We start from the raw sequence: 17,121 nt of genomic DNA, 5'->3' as shown, positions 1-17,121 counted from the left end.
GCCTGAAACTGCCCCATCCCGCCAGGCACCCGACAGGGAAAATCAACCCGCTGCAGGGCGACGTACCGGCATCAGTTTCTGCCAGGCAATGAGTAACCGCCCCGCCTCAAGCTCGGGACTGACATTGTATACACCGGCGGCCCGGGATTCATGGATGGCATCCAGAATTTCATGGGCACGCCAGGGCGGATTATGGCTGGCAAGGAACGTCAGCATGTCCGCTGCGTCCTTGTCCCGGGGCTGACTGCCAGCGCCGATGCGGGCCAGGTCCCCGGCCCAGCCCTCAAAAAGCCACAGCGCACTTTCAAGCCCCATAGCCTTGAAAGGCTTTGCGGCCTCGGCAAGGGAGAGCTGCCCCTTCATGAAACAGCGGAAGTTTTCCAGCGCCTCATCCCGGGTGGTGATGAAATTACCGGTGACGTATTCCAGCGCCAGGCGCGGTGCATTGGCGGCCAGGCCCAGCGCTTTTTCGCACTGTTCCGGAGTCGGGCGACTGTCACCATCCAGCTCTTTCACCGCGCCGGCCAGCCAGGTGGCGGCCTGATCCCTGCCGGGGGTGGCGATCAACAGGCTCTGGCAACGGGAACGGATGGTGGGCAGTACCGGCCTTCCGCTCTCCTGGAGCAGAACCAGTGTGACATCGTCTGCGGGCTCTTCCAGGGTCTTCAACAACGCATTGGCCGAATTGATGTTGAGCTGGTCAGCCCGGTCGATGATTGCCACCTTACGTGACGCCACCTGGGGTGAGCCCACCGCAAACGAAGACAGGGCACGAATCTGGTCGATCTTTATCATCCGGGACTTTTCCGGGGTATAAACACGGATATCCGGATGGGTGCCGGCAGCGACCAGTTCACACTGTTTGCAGTTGCCACAGGGGGCGCCGCCGGCCATGGCCGGCTTTTCACAGACAAGCAGTCCTGCCAGGGCATCGGCAAACAGGCGCTTGCCAACGCCGTTTTCGCCGGTCACCAGCAGCGCGTGTGGCAGCCGCCCACCCGTCATACGCTGCATGAGCCTGTCCCAGCTATCCTGTAGCCAGGCCATTGTTGCTATGGACGTGTTCACTCATTCACCTTCAGTGATTGCCCTCGGAGACCCCGAGGACAGGCGATCAACCTTTGGTTTGCGGTCAGCCTGGCGTTTCATCGTCGCCAGCAGCCGTTTCATTCTGACGAGGTCGCCCCGACGTTCAGTACCCGACTTTCCCCCATAGTAATGTTTGTTAACCATGCGGGCAAAGGCGTTTGCGGTCCCCGCTGTGGCAGGCCTGGCCCGGGAAAGCCTGGAAGCCAGCTGGGAAGGCGTTTCACCATGCCGCACTGGAACACCTGCACGATCACACAGGCGGTGCCAGCGCGCCACGACCCGGCCAAAAGGATCCCGGATTTCAACGCGACGATATTGCCAGGCGGTCACCAATCCGGCGAGCAGCAAGGCCACACCGATGATACCGGCGGTGATATAGCCAAGCTCGCGCAGACCGATTCCGCCCGGCAACCGGGACATCAGGTCCATCTGGGACTGGCCCTGGTACCCCACTACCCAGCGTTGCCAGTGGTAATTCATCAGGTCCAGTTTCAGCGACGCCCACTGCAGCACCGCCATATCACCGTAGCGCTGCGGTGAGGTCCATTCATTTTCCAGAAACGAACCCTCTTCCGCCATGGCCTCCCTCAGGCCCGACTCAATCCTCTGGGGAGCGATAGCGGCGGTTGGATCCATGCGCACCCAGCCCTGCCCGGGCAACCAGGCTTCGACCCAGGCATGGGCGTCGTACTGGCGAATAATCAGGTACTGGTCATCGGCCCCGGAATCACCGCCCTGGTAGCCCACCACCACCCGCGCGGGAATGCCGGCAGCACGGAGCACAAAGGTGGCGGCACCGGCATAATGGGCACAGAACCCCCGTTTCTCATCGAACAGCAAGGCGTCGATACCGTCATCCGGCATGGCGGGCGGGCGCAGGGTGTAGAAGTACTCCTGCTGGCGAAAACGGTCCAGCAAGTGCTGAACAATGGCCTCAGGGTTGTCGTACTGCGCCGCCAGTTCTTCGGCAAATGCCCTGGCTCTGGGATTGCCGGAACGGGGCAGTTGAAGATAGCGCTGCGCGTCGTCCGGCTCCGACCCGGTCTGATCGGAACGGTCTTCGCCGGTCACTGCCATGCGATACCGGACCGGGCTATCGGCCGGCCGGTCAAAACGGAAAAGCCCCTGCTCATTGGGTTTGACGTTATCGGAAACCGCCTCGGAGTTTTCCAGGGCAAACGCCCAGATCTGATCCGTGGGCTCCATCAACACATCGTACTGATTCGGTTCCAGCTCGCCCACGCCACCATCGACCGAGACACGCCCGGGCCTGCGGAGTTGCCGCCCGAAGCCCTGCTGCCAGGTTTCACCATCAAGCCTGTCCAGAATCAGCCCGCGCCAGTAGCGGTCCCGGTAGGCGGGCAGTTCACCGCCAAACGTCACCCGGAAGGCCCGCTCGCTGCTCTGGGCAAGACTGGAGATATCACCGGGTGTCATGGTATCGCTGATGCCCGTGCGCGCCTCCCCGGAGACCAGCGGCACACTCCACAACGGGGCCATGCGGGGAAAGAACACAAACAGCAGCACCACAATCGGCAGGGTTTTCACCAGCATCATGCCCAGGCGGCGCCAGCCCGATTTCATCGCACCCGGAATGTCCGGTGCATTGACCACCTGCAGGCCGACAAGCAGCAGGGCAACCCCCACCAGGTTAATCACACTCCAGTGAATTTCCTGATGGAAGAGGAAGTTCACCGTGGCCAGATACACCAGGATGAAGAACAGCACGTAGAAATCCCGCACCGAGCGGGTCTCCAGCCATTTCAATCCCACCGCCAGCACGAAGAAAGAAGATGCCGTTTCCACTGTGAAGCGCCCCTGAACCGTGGCTATATAGACCGCCACCAGCGCCAGCATGATGCCACTTCGCAACCATTTACCGGGTAGCCGCAAGCGCCCGGACTGGGCCAACCAGCGCCAGCCCGCAAGCACCGCACAACTGGCGATGAGCCAGACCGGCAACCGGTCCCATTGTGGCACCAGCAGCAGTGCGAAGCTGGCAATCAGCCATATCAGCGCTCTGCCTGACACCAACTCGGTATTTTCCGGCGTTTGTGCGGAGCCGCCCCGGTTTCGCCAGCGCATGATCATGCAAGCCCCCCGCCGCCGGCATGGACCGCTTGTCGAGCGCCTTCGCCGGCACGGGTACCATGGGGTAGCGGCCCTCCCTCCCTGGGCTGCTCAAGGCCAAAAATTGCCAGCGCCTTCAGGCAACGATTGGTGTGGGCCGCACCGGTGTCCGGTTCTATCACCTGGCCGGGCAGGTTCAGTCCGAAGCGACTATTGTTCCTTGAACGCTCCAGCACCTGGTGCGTCAGGTAGCCCAGCCGCAATTCCCGATCCGTACCGGCGAAGGCCTCGTAATCGAGCCAGTGAGGGCTACCCTGCTCACCTTCCCAGTCCGCAATCACCATCTCCCCGGTGCGGGCATAACGTTTCCATTGCACCCGCTGGCTCATATCGCCTTCGCGCCAGGGCCGGATATCCGCATGATCATTGCCATCGAGCGAGCGGGCTTTCGACTGTTCTTCACCATCCTGCACCGTGCTCGCCACGTCCGGCGCTACCAGAGGGTTGGGATAGACAATGCCGGAGGTGACAGGCCGCAACCAGGACCAGGCTCGGAACAACCCGAATGGAAAGCGGGTTTCCACCAGGATGCGCTGCGGCTGCAGGTAACCCCGCTGGTATGAAGCCACCGAGAGGTTCAGGTCCGCCTGTTGGCCAGCCGGGATATGCTGCTGGGTCAGAATCACATCCTCACAGGCCAGGGACAGAGCCAGGGTATCGTGGCGGGGAGATACGGCGCGAAGCCGAAACGGAATCGGGTCTCCGGCGAAGCCCTCACCTGCCTGAATCAGGGTCAGTTCCAACCCGGACAAGTTGCGGTGAGTCTGGTGCATGGCAGCCACCGCAACCGCACCCAGAAGGAAGGTCAGCAGGTAGATCAGGCTGTTCTGGTAGTTGATACCGGTAATCAGCATGATCAGCAGCAGGAAGCCAAACACGACACCGGCACCGGTCGGCAGTATGAAAATATTACGCTGCCCGAATGCCCGCTGGTCTGAGCGGGGAATCCGCTGGTTCACCCAGTGCTGCCAGCGGTTGCGAATTGCCTTCAACATATATGCCCTGTAAAACCGGTTTGATCAGCCACGACTATAAACACGTTTGGGGTGCCTTGCAGAAGAATACTGCAAATACTCCGATTCTGATCACAAATGCCACAGAAACGCCTTGAAATACGCCGGCTGCGGCAGAATACTTGTAGTAAGGAGCCTACTGACTGCAGTCGATTTTCAGCAGCGCCTCATTTTCGCGTTTGGACACGGCAAGAGGCTACGTCATGATACGCCGCACACCCCTTTACATTGCCCTGGCTGGTACCGCCAGCCTGGCAGCATCCTTTACGTCCCCATTGATGGCTGGCGTGCAATCGATGACATCCGATGAGATGGTTGAAACCTATGTAAAGGATTCCGCCGTTATCGTGGTGCCAAAACAGAGACAGAAAACAGACGCGGACCGCCGACAGATTCTCCGCTCCCTGACCATATCACCGGGAGAGCCGGTACTGACAGAAGCGGAAGAAGAGGCCTATCGCGAAGCCCTCCAGCGCTTCCAGCAGGAAGGAAAAGCCGACGCGCTGGAAAGTGCGGAAGAGGAGTTTCTCAGGCGGGCCCTGCTGTTGCCCCAGGAAGAACTGGCCCGGGCCCAGCCACCTCGGGACCTCACCCCCAACATTCCGCCTATTATCTTCGGACAACAGGCGCAAATACCGGATGAGCCTTTCACCCAGACATTCCTGAATGACCAGTTGGGTATCGGCTACGACGGCCAGAACCTGAATTTCTCCATCGGCAACCCGCCGGGTATTGATAATATCCAGGTGCCCCATGGCATTAACGAGGGCCCTGTCACCCTCACCCCACGACCGGGTGGTGGGTTTGATCTTTCTATCAAGGTGCCGGACCAGTAAACCGCCCTGTTCACGCGACCAAGGCACCGACACAAAAAAAGAGCGGCAACCCTGTAAAGGCACCGCTCTTTTTTGTGCTTGAACCTTTCTCAGGCATAAAAAAACGCCCCGCAGAACGGGGCGTTCACACCAGAGGTGTTATCCGATCAGCTTAGTGACCGTAAACAGCCAGCTTGGTGTTGCTGATGTGCAGGTTGTCGATACCGATAGTACCGATGTTTGCACCGCCGATAACAGTTTCGGCAACGTTGATGTCCATCAGGACGTCATCAACATCTACACGCAGTACGTCGGTCGCTGTTGAGCCTGTACCGAGACCATCGCCCTTGTAGATGTCCAGACCAACGATGGCGAAGCCAGCTTCAGCCAAAGCAACTTTGCGCGCTTCTTCAGGTGTCACTGCCGCAGGATCCTCTGCCAAGATGGCCTCCAGCCCTGCTGTACCCAGAACTTCACCACCAGCCTCAGAGCTGTTGATGGTCATGCCACGAACACCAATGCCGAGGAACGCAACATCAAAGCTCATTTCGTTTACGGTGAAGGCAGCATCAATGTTCAGAGTGCCGGTACCAGCCTGACCGTTCACGTCGTCAGTATCGACGCGAATATCCAGAGCGCCGAGAAGACCCCAGGCGTCCATGTTGGAGACGAGAACGGTGTTCTCACCACCGGTGCCACTAAGCTCCATAGAGCCGGCTGTCATACCCCAGTCGATAGGCAGTGTGCCGCCAGCGCCGTCTGGTTGCAGTGAACTAACATGGATAACAGCGTCACCATCGGCAGCGATATCGATGTCGATTTTGAGCTCATCCAACAGGGTACCGGCGCCAGTTGCAGTTGCATAATTAGCAGCTGAAGTGGAGCTGCTGGCCAGGGCACCACCCAGGTTGATGTCCTTCACAGCGAAGGTACCTTCGTCCGTGTAGGTGAACTGACCGATGCTTACCTGTGTTTCCAGTTCGATGGTGACACCGGCCTGACCGGTGACGTTACCCATCATGCTGTCGTCCATCGCCTGCAGCTCTGCGTGAGCGGCGAAGGGCGCGGCGGCAACGGCTGTTGCCAGTGCAATTTTCTTCAGGCCTTTCATATTGTTCTCCTTGATTGAACTTATTGTTATCCAGTTGAACTTTGAGTCTTGGTGTGAGGCTTAACCTCACCACTCCATTTAAGATTGTTTTACACTCCGGTTCCGTGAATACATTCACAAAATGTCACAAAACAAATTACTTATTAATAGTTCAACGGATATGCCCCTAAATTCAATCAGTTACCATTTTCAGAATTATTTTCTTTTTCGTCATAAAAGATCTGGAACGGCTTGTCCTGGGACATGGGCTCCCCAAAGCTCGCCTCCCCACCTTCCAGCTTGACCGGAATCAGCTTGATACCGGACACGCCCAACCGGTGTTCGTGCTCCAGGGCCATGGCGCGAATGGTTTCGCCGTCTTTCTCGACACTTCCTGGATAGGCAATGATCGCAGCATGGATTTCACCCCGACGGGCAATGGACTTCAGCCCCGCCCGGTACATCAGCACCTTCACCTGCCCAGGCGCCTCCTCGGCTTCGTCAGCCAGCCTCATCTGCTGCACCTTGTCGGATTTCATCACCATGAATGCCATGGGCCGGAAAATGCCCGCCTCTTCCAGTTCATCGCCGGCCTCATTGACAGCAGCATCCGTCATTTCCGTGAGATGCCGCTGGGCGACCTTGACCACCGCCGCCAGGTCCTTGTCGTCAAGCTTGCCATCGGAAAGCACATGATCCTCCATCTGCATTGCATCCTGTGCAAAAGCCGCCGTTGAAATTGTAAAACCGATGATGAGTGCCGAGACGAAACGCTTACCAATGCCGTTACAAGTCTTCATACTGGTTACTGCCCTCGGGATTATTGTTTAGAATGCACCGGCCAAAGCCTTTCCAGGCCCGACATCGGTGACGTACTGCACAGGCTACCGTGAACCCATGCAAGATTTTGTTAAGTATGTAACATCGTGAAAACATTAAATGCGGAAGAGGCTGAACGCCTCGTTTCACAGATCAGCAGTCATCATGGGTATATCGATTTCACGGACGCCGGCAGGCAACGGCGGGTCATCACGGCGTTTCCGGTAAGGCACTGGCAGGTGCCCCGAGAGCAACGAGGTTTTTCGAGGCTGACCAATAAACTTGAAAAAGCCTGGATCGAATTTGCCACGGGGACGGATAGGGCCACCGCCGGCGGCATTATGGGCACATTGTTCTACGAGGCCGGCAACCACACGGTACCGGGTTTTTCTGGTACCGCCGGCACCGACACCGGGGACTATGGCTATATCGGCCTCTACCTCTGGCAACTGACCCTCGATACAACCGGCAACCAACCTCCCCGGCTCGACTTCCATCCCGATTGCGACAGCGAAACCAGGGACCGTGTTCTCAGCCTTGCAGGCCATGAATCTGATTGCCCCGCGCCCTTCGTGGTAAGCCAGGGCTTCGCGGCTGACAAACCCTCAGAACACTACCGGCACGGTGTATCGGAAGTGCTCCGTTATATCCATGCCGGGGACTGTTACCAGGTCAACCTGTCCAACAAGTACACCGGTAGCTACCAGGGCGCACCCTACTCCGCATTCCAGGCCCTGTGCCGGGCTGTTCCGGTTCCCCATGCTGCCTATGTAAATGCCGGTTCCTATCAGGTACTCAGCATTTCCCCGGAGCTGTTCCTCAGCATCGAACAGGGCCGAAAAGTCATCAGCAAGCCTATCAAGGGCACCCGTCCCAGGGACCTGAGCTCTGCAGAGAACGACCAGCAGATAGCCACGTCCCTGGCTGTGGCAGAAAAGGATCGCGCCGAAAACCTGATGATCGTGGATCTGATCCGCAACGACCTGTCACGGTTCTGCGAGCCTTTCTCCGTTTCGGTGCCGCAACTGTTCAGCATCGAAAGCTACGAGAACGTTCATCAACTGGTCAGCACGGTGGAAGGCAGGCTGCGGCCCGATACCACACCGCTGCGGGCGTTTCTTTCAGCCTTCCCAGGCGGTTCCATTACCGGTGCCCCGAAACGCCGGGCGATGGAAATTATCGACCGCCTGGAGCAACACAGCCGCGGGCCCTACTGTGGCTCGGTATTTCGCTGGGATTTTTCCAACAACCTGGAAAGCAACATCGCCATCCGCACCCTGATGACGGATTCGGAGGGACAGATTCACTGCTGGGCGGGGTGTGGCATTGTGGCGGACTCAGACCCGGACGATGAGTACCGGGAGTCTGTCGACAAGGTCCAGAAGCTGATGGATGTACTGGAGACGATGTAACTGAACGCCGGGGCGGCTCAACCACCCCGGCTTCTTCCATTACATCAGTTGTGAATAGCGCTGGCCTTCAGGAACTCGGCTTTCAGCTCGTCAAAGGTATGTACCGCCGGGAACTGCGGAAACTCTTCAATCACGTTCTGCGGCGCATGGAACAGGATGCCCGCTTCCGCCTGGCCCAGCATGGTGGTGTCGTTGTACGAGTCACCTGCTGCAATCACCCGGTAGTTCAGTAACTGGAATGCCCGCACCGACTGGCGTTTGGGGTCACGCTGGCGCAACAGGTAATCGGTAATCCGGCCCTCGTTGTTCACTTCGAGCTTGTGGCACAGCAGCGCCGGGTAGCCCAGCTTCGCCATCAGCGGCATGGCAAACTCATAGAAGGTATCGGAAAGAATCACCACCTGGAACCGTTCGCGAAGCCAGTTCAGAAACTCGCTGGCGCCTGGCAGCGGGTCCAGCTCGCCGATCACTTCCTGGATCTGTGGCAGTCCGTAGCCGTGCTGGTCCAGCAGTTTCAGGCGCTGCGTCATCAGCACGTCGTAGTCGGGAATGTCGCGGGTGGTCGCCTTGAGTTCCTCAATGCCGGTTTTTTCCGCAAACGCGATCCAGATTTCCGGGATCAGTACTCCTTCAAGGTCAAGGCACGCGAGTTCCACAGTGGTCTCCTGGTAATTGAACGCTGGTCAGCCAGGCGGGTCGATAACCGCCCGGGATTGAAATCAGGCGGTATGATAAGAAAATCCGCGGAGGAATGCATCGTGGATCTGTCCGGCTATAACGATATATTCCGGCATTCCTTCAGACTGCTGCCTGTTAATGGTAGATTTATCACACATTTACACCCCAGGTGATGCTTTCGATGACGGATATTTCACAGCTACAGACGGAGCTTGAGGGCCAGAGCCCAAGGGCTATCCTCAAGGCCGCACTGGCGAAGTACGACAATATCGCCATTTCCTTCAGCGGTGCGGAAGACGTCGCCCTGATCGAACTTGCCCACAAACTGACCGATAATCTTCAGGTTTTCACCCTGGATACAGCCCGCCTGCACCCGGAAACCTACGAGTTTATCGAGAGGGTTCGCAAACACTATGGTATCAGGATCGAGATCCTGTTCCCCGATGCCGCCGAAGTGCAGGACCTGGTAACCCGCAAGGGCATGTTCAGCTTTTACGAAGATGGTCACGCCGAGTGCTGCGGAATCCGCAAGGTGAACCCACTGCGGAAGAAACTGGCCACTGTCGATGCCTGGATCTCCGGCCAGCGCAAGGACCAGAGCCCCGGCACCCGTAGCGATGTACCCGTGGTACAGATCGACGACGCTTTTTCCACCGAGGACAAACAGCTGGTGAAGTTCAACCCGCTGGCAAACTGGAGCTCAAAGGAGGTCTGGGACTATATCCGCATGACGGAAGCGCCCTACAACAAGCTGCACGAGAAGGGCTTTGTCAGTATCGGTTGCGAGCCGTGCACACGTGCCATCCTGCCGGGGCAGCATGAGCGCGAGGGTCGTTGGTGGTGGGAAGAAGCCACACAGAAAGAGTGTGGCCTTCATGCCGGAAACCTGATTGCCCGGGACTGACCGGGCAATCATTAATAGGTTGGCAACTCGATATCGCTGAACAGACCCTCGATTTCCGCCCTGCTGCCCTGATGGGCAACCGCTTCATCAACCCGCTCACGGGTCAGGTGGGGCGCAAACCGCTGGATAAAGTCGTACATGTATCCCCGCAGGAAGGTCCCCTTGCGGAAGCCGATCCGCGTCACACTGGGACGGAACAGCTTGCTGGCGTCCAGGGCTACCAGGTCAGTGTCGTTCTTCTCGTCAAAGGCCATGCTGGCAATGATGCCAACCCCCAGCCCCAGTCGCACATAAGTCTTGATAACATCGGCGTCCGCTGCAGTGAACACCACCTTGGGTGTCAGCCCGTAAGCCTGGAAGGCTTCGTCAAGCTTTGAGCGGCCGGTAAAGCCGAACACGTAGGTCACCAACGGGAATTCCGCCAGATCCGGCAGGGTCAGTTCCGGCTTCTTCGCCAGCGGGTGATCCTTGGGCACAATAATGCTGCGGTTCCAGCGGTAGCAGGGCATCATGATCAGATCGTTGAACAGCTCCATGGCTTCGGTGGCGATGGCAAAGTCCACCGCGCCGTTGGCGGCCATTTCCGAAATCTGCATCGGTGTACCCTGGTGCATGTGCAGGGACACGTCCGGGTAGGATTCGATAAATCCACGGATAATCGGCGGCAAGGCGTAGCGGGCCTGGGTGTGGGTCGTCGCGAGGCTAAGGTCGCCTTTGCGCTGGTTGCTGAATTCCTGCGCAATTTTCTTTATCCCTTCCACCCGGCGCAGTATCTCGCCGGCCTCCCGGATAATGATTTCACCACCGGGGGTTATACGTGTCAGGTGCTTGCCGCTGCGGGCAAAAACTTCCAGGCCCAGTTCATCTTCCAGAAGGCGGATCTGCTTGGATATTCCCGGCTGTGATGTGAAAAGGCTCTGGGCAGTAGCGGATACATTCAGATCATGGTGCGCAACTTCCCAGATATAGCGCAACTGTTGTAATTTCATCTACCCTGTCGCTCCCCGATTTACATAAAAACGTGATTTTTCATTCTTATTGAGTATACATAATCCCGTCCATCACAGTTTAGTCCAAAAAAATGAGAACGCCGCATGTTGACGCGGTGATTTGTCTTTGCGGCCCTTGACTTAACTGTGACAAAGCACACAATCCGTTATCTAGTGTCCCGTCTGGTTGACGAATTAACCAGACGGGACACTACCCATTCACCGGCATTCAGGGAAACGATGCTGTTAACCACCAAGTTCCTGAGACCAACCGCCGACCCCCGCTCGGTGCAGCGAGAGCGCCTGCGCGCCCTGCTGCAACCAGACGGTGCAAAGCGACTGAACCTGGTGGTGGCACCGGCCGGCTTTGGCAAGACCACTCTGGTGAGTCAGTGGTGTTCCCGAACGTCCTCCAACGTCGTCTGGTTATCGCTGGATGAGCACGATGACGAACCTCGGCGGTTCTGGCAGTACGTGGTCGGAGCCTTTGAACACAATGGCCTTGCGGGCCTGGAAGAATGCCGGCAGCAGCTGAGCCATTGCAGCCTGCAGGAGCTGGAGGGCCCCATCACCGGGCTGATCAACGTACTCGCCGCAGATGGTGCGGCCTGGTCGCTCATCCTTGATGACTACCACTTCATCCGTGACCCGCAACTGCAGCGGCAGGTGTCCTATTTCATCGACTACCTGCCCCCCGATGTCATGATTACCCTGGCCTCCCGCACGGAACCGGCTTTGCCGCTGTCCCGGTGGCGGGTACGTCGCTGGGTAGAGGACGTCCATCCCGGCTTGCTGGCGTTCTCCGAGGAAGAGTGCCAGCAGTTTTTTCACGACACCATGGGGCTTGAGCTTTCTGAACAGGAGGTTCGCAAGATCTGTCGCAAAACCGAGGGATGGGTGGCCGCCATGCAACTGTCTGCCCTTTCCGGTGGCAGCATTGAAGATCAGAGCGCCGGCGGTGGCCAGCAACGCATCGATCTGGATGAACGGAAGATCAGTGATTATGTGCTGACGGAAGTACTGGAACAGCAACCGGCGCCGGTGCGTGACTTCCTGCTCGACACCGCCTGCTGCCCAAGGTTGTGCGCATCCCTGTGCGATGCGGTGCGCGGCACCACTAACAGCCAGGTATTACTGGAGCAGCTGCTACGTGAAAACCTGTTCCTGATCCCCCTCGACACCCGTAACGAATGGTTCCGCTATCACGATCTGTTCCGGGATGCCCTGCTGCAACGAGCCAGGCAGTTCAAACCGGAGGACACCGAAAAACATTGGCAGCGGGCCGTAAACTGGTTACTGACCCACGGCCACGTCCAGGAAGGCATCTCCCAGATCGTTCAGCACCGGGACTGGCCCTGGCTGGCCCGGGTCCTGGCGGAACACGGTAACAACCTGATCCACGGTGGTTTTCACCTGCCGGTTCTGAGCTGGCTCGATTCCCTGCCCGTCCATATCCTGCAGGAAAGCCCCCAACTGCTGATGCTAAGGGTCTGGGCCCTGTTTTTCGCCAACCGAGTGGATGTGCTGGACCCGTTGCTGGACGAGCTGGAAGACATGCTGGACAAACAGGTGGCAGACTCCCACCCGGACGCCGAAGGCGCGTTGGGCCTGCAGAGCGAAATTTCACTGATCCGCTCCTACCTGGCCCGCTCCAAAAGTGATGACAAGAGCGCCAGCGACCTCACCCAGCAAGTGTTAAGGGATATTGACCACACCCGGATTCCACTGAAATCGGTCACCTATTATGGTGTCGGGCTGGACTACTACGGCAAGGGTGACCTGGCCGCCGCTGAAGACGCCCTCAAGTCCGCGGTGCGATACGGTGAACTGGAACGCAAACCCAGTACGGTACTCTCCAGCGGCGGGCTCCTGGCCTGGATACAGTACAACCGTGGGGATATCGACGAAGCCCTGGATACCTGCACCCGTGTACGTCAGTGGGTAGACCAACACCACAGCGATCCCCGCCAGCCGATGCTGATCTCGTGCTGGCAGAACAGCGCACTGATCGAGATATACCGGGAGCGCAACGAGCCCCAACTGGCAGCCTCCTACCTGGCACCGTTGCTGGACCATGTGAACAACGGAACAGAGCCGGGCCAGCATGTGATTATCCAGTATGTCCGTGGCCACCTGGCGTTCAGCGAGGGCCGCTACCAGGAAGCCATCGAAGCACTGGAAGATGCCGCGAGCGTGGCAAGGCGCAGGCGTGACCACATCCTGTTTGAACCTCCGGCCTGCTCCGCTATGCTGGCCCGCTGCTACCTGGCCACCGGGCACCTGACCCAGGCGGAAGAGTGGATGCACCAAGTCACCAACGACCGCTTCACCAACCCGCTCAATCGCGAACAGAACCAGATCAGTGTCGCCCGGGTGCAGGTCGCACTTGGTCACCCGGAAGCTGCCATGGCCACCCTGGCGCCCCTGCGCCTGAGCGCCGAAAAGGATCAGCATTACCGCCACCTGGTGGAAATCCAGCTGGTCTATAGTGATGCGCTTTATGCCGAGGGCAAGACCCAGGAAGCAGATCAGATGCTGGCGCGGGCGGTACAGCGGGCGGCGGATGCAGGCTTTATGCGCCTGCTGGCTGAGGAAAGCCCCAGCATCCGCAAGTTGTGCCTGGAACTGCCCCTTCTGAAAGCGCCGGGGCGGTGGAACAGCCGTGTTCTGGGCATGCTACGCGAGCAAGCGGAAGCAGACGCAACAGCATCCGTACCCACACCGGCATCCACAAACGAACCTACAGGCCCGGCCGATTCCGGCAACGATGAACTGGCAGAACCCCTCAGCCAACGGGAACTGGAAGTGCTGGAACTGATCAACCAGGGCCTGGCCAACAAAGACATTGCCAGCACCATGGGCGTAGCGCCCACTACCGTGAAAGCCCATATCCGTAATCTCTATGGCAAGCTGGCGGTGGGGTCGCGCACCGAAGCCCTGGCCCGGGCCCGGGAACTGCGGTTGCTGGCGTAGCGACAGGTCTATGGTGAGCCCGGTTCCTGGGCGATTTTGTGAACCGCGTCACATTTTATCCGATTTTTGTACGCCCTCTACGCCCTTTGGACGATCCGGATACGCCCCCTTCTCCCCTATTATTCTCCCAACGCTGAGGGAAACCTCGGTAAGAATTCTGAAACTTCAGGCCTTCAGACTTCTTGTTCCGCGTTGTTTCGACGCCCGGGTTCGTTAAGAGCCCACTCTCAAAGAGCCACCCCTATGGGTTGGCTCTTTTTTTATGTTTCGATAATACGCCGGAAAGGTGGCAAGGCATCCAGCAGCAACTGCCCATAGCGGCGGGCGATGATGCGGCGATCCAGTATGGTGACCCGACCCGTGTCGGACTCGGTCCGCAACAGGCGGCCAACCGCCTGGACCAGTTTGATGGACGCATCGGGCACGGTGATTTCCATGAACGGATTGCCGCCCCGGTGGGTCACCCATTCCGCCAGGCTGGCCTCGATGGGGTCATCCGGCACTGAGAACGGCAGCCGCGTGATCACTACGTGGCTCAGGTATTTGCCTGGCAGGTCGATGCCCTCGGCAAAGCTGGCAACGCCGAACAGAACGCTGGGCAGCCCCTCGTCAACACGGCTGCAGTGGCGGCGCAGAACCTCCCCTTTCGCCATGTCGTCCTGGGTGGTGATCAGCTCCGGGTAGTCCGGTGCCAGGGCGTCCCGGACCAGTTTCATCTGTTTGCGTGACGTAAACAGCACCAGGGTTGCCTTCTCGCCGGCCCAAAGGTCCGGCAGCCGCGACACCACCTGATCGGTAAAGCCGTCGTCGGTGGGCATGGCGGTCATGGCCGGCACTTCCACCGTTGCCATTTCGCCATAGCGGAATGAGCTGGGCACCACCACGAAGCGGCTGGTTTCCGGCAGGCCGGCCCGGGCCTTCAGGCGGTCGAACCGGCCCAGGGCCGTCAGGGTCGCACTGGTCAGCACTGCCCCGTAGGCACGGGACCAGAGCCTGGAATACAACAGATTATCCGCCAGTACCGGACTGCTATAGAGAGTGATGTCTTCCGCGTGCTCCCACCGTTGCCGCACGGCCCAACGGGCCGCAGGCGGGCCGGAACGCTTCGTTTGCCTTGCGGCATCCTCTTCACTCTTCTCCGGGTCTTCGGCGGGCTGGCCGGGATTGTCGCTCCAGGCCGCCCATAACCGTAGCTGATCCTCTGCACGGCTGTGGAAGGAGCCAATCACCGGATACCAGGATTCCGCCGTGTCCCGGTCTACATCGCTGGCCTTGCGCTCGTCAAACGCCGTCTGTAGTTCATCCACCATTGCACCGAGCTGACGCGTGAGCGTTGCCGTGGCTATACGGGCTTCCACCGCCAGTTCCGACAATGACTCGGGCAATGCGCCTTCGGGATATCGCCATTGGGCGGACCGGCGTTCTTCGTTGAACTCCCACCCGGTGTTCTGCTCCGCTTCCTCGTAGACCTTCGCGAGAGTGACATCCAGTTCCCGGGAGGCGGAGCTGATTCTGTCGATGGTTTTTGCAGCCTGGGTACCGGGCGTCAGGAACGGCTGCATCTTGCCCAGGGCCTGTGACAGTTGCTTGAGCCACTGGCGTGTGGCGTACAGCGGCACCGACGCTGCAAAGTGGTTGAGCGCCTTGTCCGGCAGGTGATGGGCCTCGTCGAAAATAAACAGCGCATTTTCCGGCTCCGGCAGAATCGCACCACCACCAAGGGCCAGGTCCGCCAGCACCAGATCGTGGTTGGCCACCACGATATCGGCGTCATCCAGATCCTTACGGGCCTCAAAGAAGGCGCAGCTGTCGAAATAACTGCAGTGGCGATTGGTGCATTGACGATGGTCGGTAGTGACCTGGCGCCAGACATCATCGGGGATCTGGTCCGGCCAGTGGTCGCGGTCACCGTCCCACTTGCGGGAACCGTAGCTGGCCAGCATGTCCTCGAAGAACGCCCGGGTGCCGGGCTCTTCCTTGCCGGGACCGTCCAGCAGGAACAGTGGCATGGTATCGCTGTCGCCGTTGCCCTCGTCGTGCAGGCGCGCTTCCAGGCGTGACATGCACAGGTAGCGGCCACGGCCCTTGGCCAGAGTCCAGGTGAAATCCTGTTTACTGTGCTTCTTCAGGTCCGGCAGATCCTTGTGCACAATCTGGTCCTGCAGGGCCACGGTTGCCGTGGAGATCACCAGGGTTTTGCCCAGCGCCCGAGCGACGGGAATGGCGGCAATCAGATAGGCCAGGGTTTTGCCGGTACCGGTACCCGCTTCCACCACACAGGCGCCCGCCGGTGACGTACGCTGGCCGTCATTCTCGGTGATATCACCCATGTAGCGCGCGATCTCGGCAATCATCAGGCGCTGGCCGTAACGCGCGCGGATGTCCTTGCCGGCCAGCACGTCGCGATAGGTCTGCTGAATCTGCTGTTTGACGTCCTCGGAAAGTGCCATTATTCGGGGCTCACCCAGTTCCGCACAACGCCCACGCGGAATCGACGGCCATCCATGCTCAGCTCAACACCTTCCTCGGTAATTCGCTCAACGGTAATGCCGGAGAACGACTCCCCGGGTCGCAGGTAATTGTCATTGATCATCACCCGTCTGGATGATGGCTCGGACGCATAGATATGACTGTTGAAAATCAGGTCAGGTACCCTTTTCTGGAATGACAATGGAAGCTCTACAAGGTGTGGAGTGCGTTCTGCTGGCGCATCGCTGTCGGCCCTATTGGACGGATTAACGGCCCTGGGTTCACGGGGTGTCGGCACGATAACCGTGGGCCGCTCGCGGCTCGCTTCTTCAACCGGAGCTTCCGTTACTTTGGGGACGGGTATCTCGATGGCATTGGCCAGCGTATCAGCTCGCCTCGTCGATGTCGCCGGGGGAGAAGATGAAAGCTCCGGCGAGGGTTCCGGCCTGGTTTGAACCGGCTCCGGTTCCGGCACAACCGGCTCGGCCTCTACGCGGGACGTGGCCGTTTCTTCATAGGGGCCGGCAGGCTCCTGTATCGCGGTTACGGAGGCCCGGGGCCAGAACGCCCAGGCCAGAATGACAGCGTTCAGCACAAGACCAAGGGCAACCCACACCATTACCGGTACGGATTTTCTCCTGGGTTTGTGGATCATCTGGACCTGTTGGCCCAGATCCGGCACCCGGCCCTGACGGCGTTCCGTCTCGGACTTTCTCAGTGCATCAAGAATATAGGACATG

General features: G+C 59.0%; 13 protein-coding genes. 4 read left to right on the top strand and 9 right to left on the bottom strand.

The window, feature by feature from the left end; translation table 11 throughout:
• Nucleotides 1-42: 42 nt before the first annotated feature.
• Genes holB through QPL94_RS12180 form a run of 3 tightly spaced genes read right to left on the bottom strand, consistent with a single transcriptional unit; the run spans nt 43 to nt 4,214 of the window.
• On the bottom strand, nt 43-1,047 hold the full coding sequence (holB, locus tag QPL94_RS12190) for a DNA polymerase III subunit delta' (RefSeq protein WP_285357925.1): 1,005 nt from the start codon (nt 1,045-1,047) through the stop codon (nt 43-45).
• Nucleotides 1,048-1,068: 21 nt separating this feature from the next.
• On the bottom strand, nt 1,069-3,180 hold the full coding sequence (locus QPL94_RS12185) for a transglutaminase TgpA family protein (protein WP_285357629.1): 2,112 nt from the start codon (nt 3,178-3,180) through the stop codon (nt 1,069-1,071).
• The gene (locus QPL94_RS12180; protein WP_285357628.1) at nt 3,177-4,214 is read right to left on the bottom strand and encodes a DUF58 domain-containing protein; all 1,038 of its coding nucleotides are present in this window, start codon (nt 4,212-4,214) and stop codon (nt 3,177-3,179) included. Before QPL94_RS12180 ends, QPL94_RS12185 begins: the two co-directional genes overlap by 4 nt.
• 221 nt (nt 4,215-4,435) lie before the next feature.
• Between QPL94_RS12180 and QPL94_RS12175 the strand changes: the two genes are divergently transcribed.
• Complete coding sequence (locus tag QPL94_RS12175; protein ID WP_285357627.1) at nt 4,436-5,068, top strand: hypothetical protein; 633 nt, start codon at nt 4,436-4,438, stop codon at nt 5,066-5,068.
• A 151-nt stretch (nt 5,069-5,219) separates the two neighbouring features.
• Here the strand turns inward: QPL94_RS12175 and QPL94_RS12170 are convergent, their stop codons facing one another.
• Both QPL94_RS12170 and QPL94_RS12165 read right to left on the bottom strand, forming a co-directional pair.
• A complete protein-coding gene (locus tag QPL94_RS12170; RefSeq protein WP_285357626.1) occupies nt 5,220-6,158 on the bottom strand; it encodes a DUF6160 family protein in 939 nt (312 codons plus the stop codon).
• A gap of 176 nt (nt 6,159-6,334) precedes the next feature.
• A complete protein-coding gene (locus tag QPL94_RS12165) occupies nt 6,335-6,937 on the bottom strand; it encodes a hypothetical protein (protein ID WP_285357625.1) in 603 nt (200 codons plus the stop codon).
• Nucleotides 6,938-7,063: 126 nt separating this feature from the next.
• Here QPL94_RS12165 and QPL94_RS12160 point away from each other — a divergent pair, with 126 nt between their 5' ends.
• Nucleotides 7,064-8,368: an anthranilate synthase component I family protein gene (locus QPL94_RS12160; RefSeq protein ID WP_285357624.1), complete on the top strand. Its 1,305-nt coding sequence runs from the start codon at nt 7,064-7,066 to the stop codon at nt 8,366-8,368.
• 44 nt (nt 8,369-8,412) lie between these two features.
• On the opposite strand, the gene thrH is transcribed toward QPL94_RS12160, so the two are convergent.
• Nucleotides 8,413-9,024, bottom strand: a complete 612-nt coding sequence (thrH, locus tag QPL94_RS12155; RefSeq protein ID WP_285357623.1) for a bifunctional phosphoserine phosphatase/homoserine phosphotransferase ThrH — start codon at nt 9,022-9,024, stop codon at nt 8,413-8,415.
• Between the two features lie 203 nt (nt 9,025-9,227).
• Here thrH and QPL94_RS12150 point away from each other — a divergent pair, with 203 nt between their 5' ends.
• A complete protein-coding gene (locus QPL94_RS12150; protein WP_285357622.1) occupies nt 9,228-9,950 on the top strand; it encodes a phosphoadenylyl-sulfate reductase in 723 nt (240 codons plus the stop codon).
• Nucleotides 9,951-9,961: 11 nt separating this feature from the next.
• On the opposite strand, the gene cysB is transcribed toward QPL94_RS12150, so the two are convergent.
• On the bottom strand, nt 9,962-10,939 hold the full coding sequence (gene cysB / locus QPL94_RS12145; protein ID WP_285357620.1) for an HTH-type transcriptional regulator CysB: 978 nt from the start codon (nt 10,937-10,939) through the stop codon (nt 9,962-9,964).
• A gap of 240 nt (nt 10,940-11,179) precedes the next feature.
• Here cysB and QPL94_RS12140 point away from each other — a divergent pair, with 240 nt between their 5' ends.
• Nucleotides 11,180-13,912: a winged helix-turn-helix domain-containing protein gene (locus QPL94_RS12140; RefSeq protein WP_285357619.1), complete on the top strand. Its 2,733-nt coding sequence runs from the start codon at nt 11,180-11,182 to the stop codon at nt 13,910-13,912.
• Nucleotides 13,913-14,172: 260 nt separating this feature from the next.
• Here QPL94_RS12140 and dinG read toward each other — a convergent pair whose 3' ends face one another.
• Nucleotides 14,173-16,362 (bottom strand): ATP-dependent DNA helicase DinG, encoded by a 2,190-nt coding sequence (gene dinG, locus QPL94_RS12135; RefSeq protein WP_285357618.1) that lies wholly within the window; start codon nt 16,360-16,362, stop codon nt 14,173-14,175.
• Nucleotides 16,362-17,120 (bottom strand): general secretion pathway protein GspB, encoded by a 759-nt coding sequence (locus QPL94_RS12130; protein WP_285357617.1) that lies wholly within the window; start codon nt 17,118-17,120, stop codon nt 16,362-16,364. Before QPL94_RS12130 ends, dinG begins: the two co-directional genes overlap by 1 nt.
• Nucleotide 17,121: the final 1 nt, after the last annotated feature.

This window comes from Marinobacter sp. SS13-12 (genome assembly GCF_030227115.1).
Taxonomy (GTDB): domain Bacteria; phylum Pseudomonadota; class Gammaproteobacteria; order Pseudomonadales; family Oleiphilaceae; genus Marinobacter.
Note: the sequence above shows the minus strand (reverse complement) of the source record. Positions and strands in the feature narration are given on the sequence as shown.

Coding starts and splice junctions, on each gene's coding strand:
- holB (WP_285357925.1), bottom strand. CDS start 1,047: ATGGCCTGGCTACAGGATAGCTGGGACAGGCTCATGCAGCGTATGACG.
- QPL94_RS12185 (WP_285357629.1), bottom strand. CDS start 3,180: ATGATCATGCGCTGGCGAAACCGGGGCGGCTCCGCACAAACGCCGGAA.
- QPL94_RS12180 (WP_285357628.1), bottom strand. CDS start 4,214: ATGTTGAAGGCAATTCGCAACCGCTGGCAGCACTGGGTGAACCAGCGG.
- QPL94_RS12175 (WP_285357627.1), top strand. CDS start 4,436: ATGATACGCCGCACACCCCTTTACATTGCCCTGGCTGGTACCGCCAGC.
- QPL94_RS12170 (WP_285357626.1), bottom strand. CDS start 6,158: ATGAAAGGCCTGAAGAAAATTGCACTGGCAACAGCCGTTGCCGCCGCG.
- QPL94_RS12165 (WP_285357625.1), bottom strand. CDS start 6,937: ATGAAGACTTGTAACGGCATTGGTAAGCGTTTCGTCTCGGCACTCATC.
- QPL94_RS12150 (WP_285357622.1), top strand. CDS start 9,228: ATGACGGATATTTCACAGCTACAGACGGAGCTTGAGGGCCAGAGCCCA.
- cysB (WP_285357620.1), bottom strand. CDS start 10,939: ATGAAATTACAACAGTTGCGCTATATCTGGGAAGTTGCGCACCATGAT.
- QPL94_RS12140 (WP_285357619.1), top strand. CDS start 11,180: ATGCTGTTAACCACCAAGTTCCTGAGACCAACCGCCGACCCCCGCTCG.
- dinG (WP_285357618.1), bottom strand. CDS start 16,362: ATGGCACTTTCCGAGGACGTCAAACAGCAGATTCAGCAGACCTATCGC.
- QPL94_RS12130 (WP_285357617.1), bottom strand. CDS start 17,120: ATGTCCTATATTCTTGATGCACTGAGAAAGTCCGAGACGGAACGCCGT.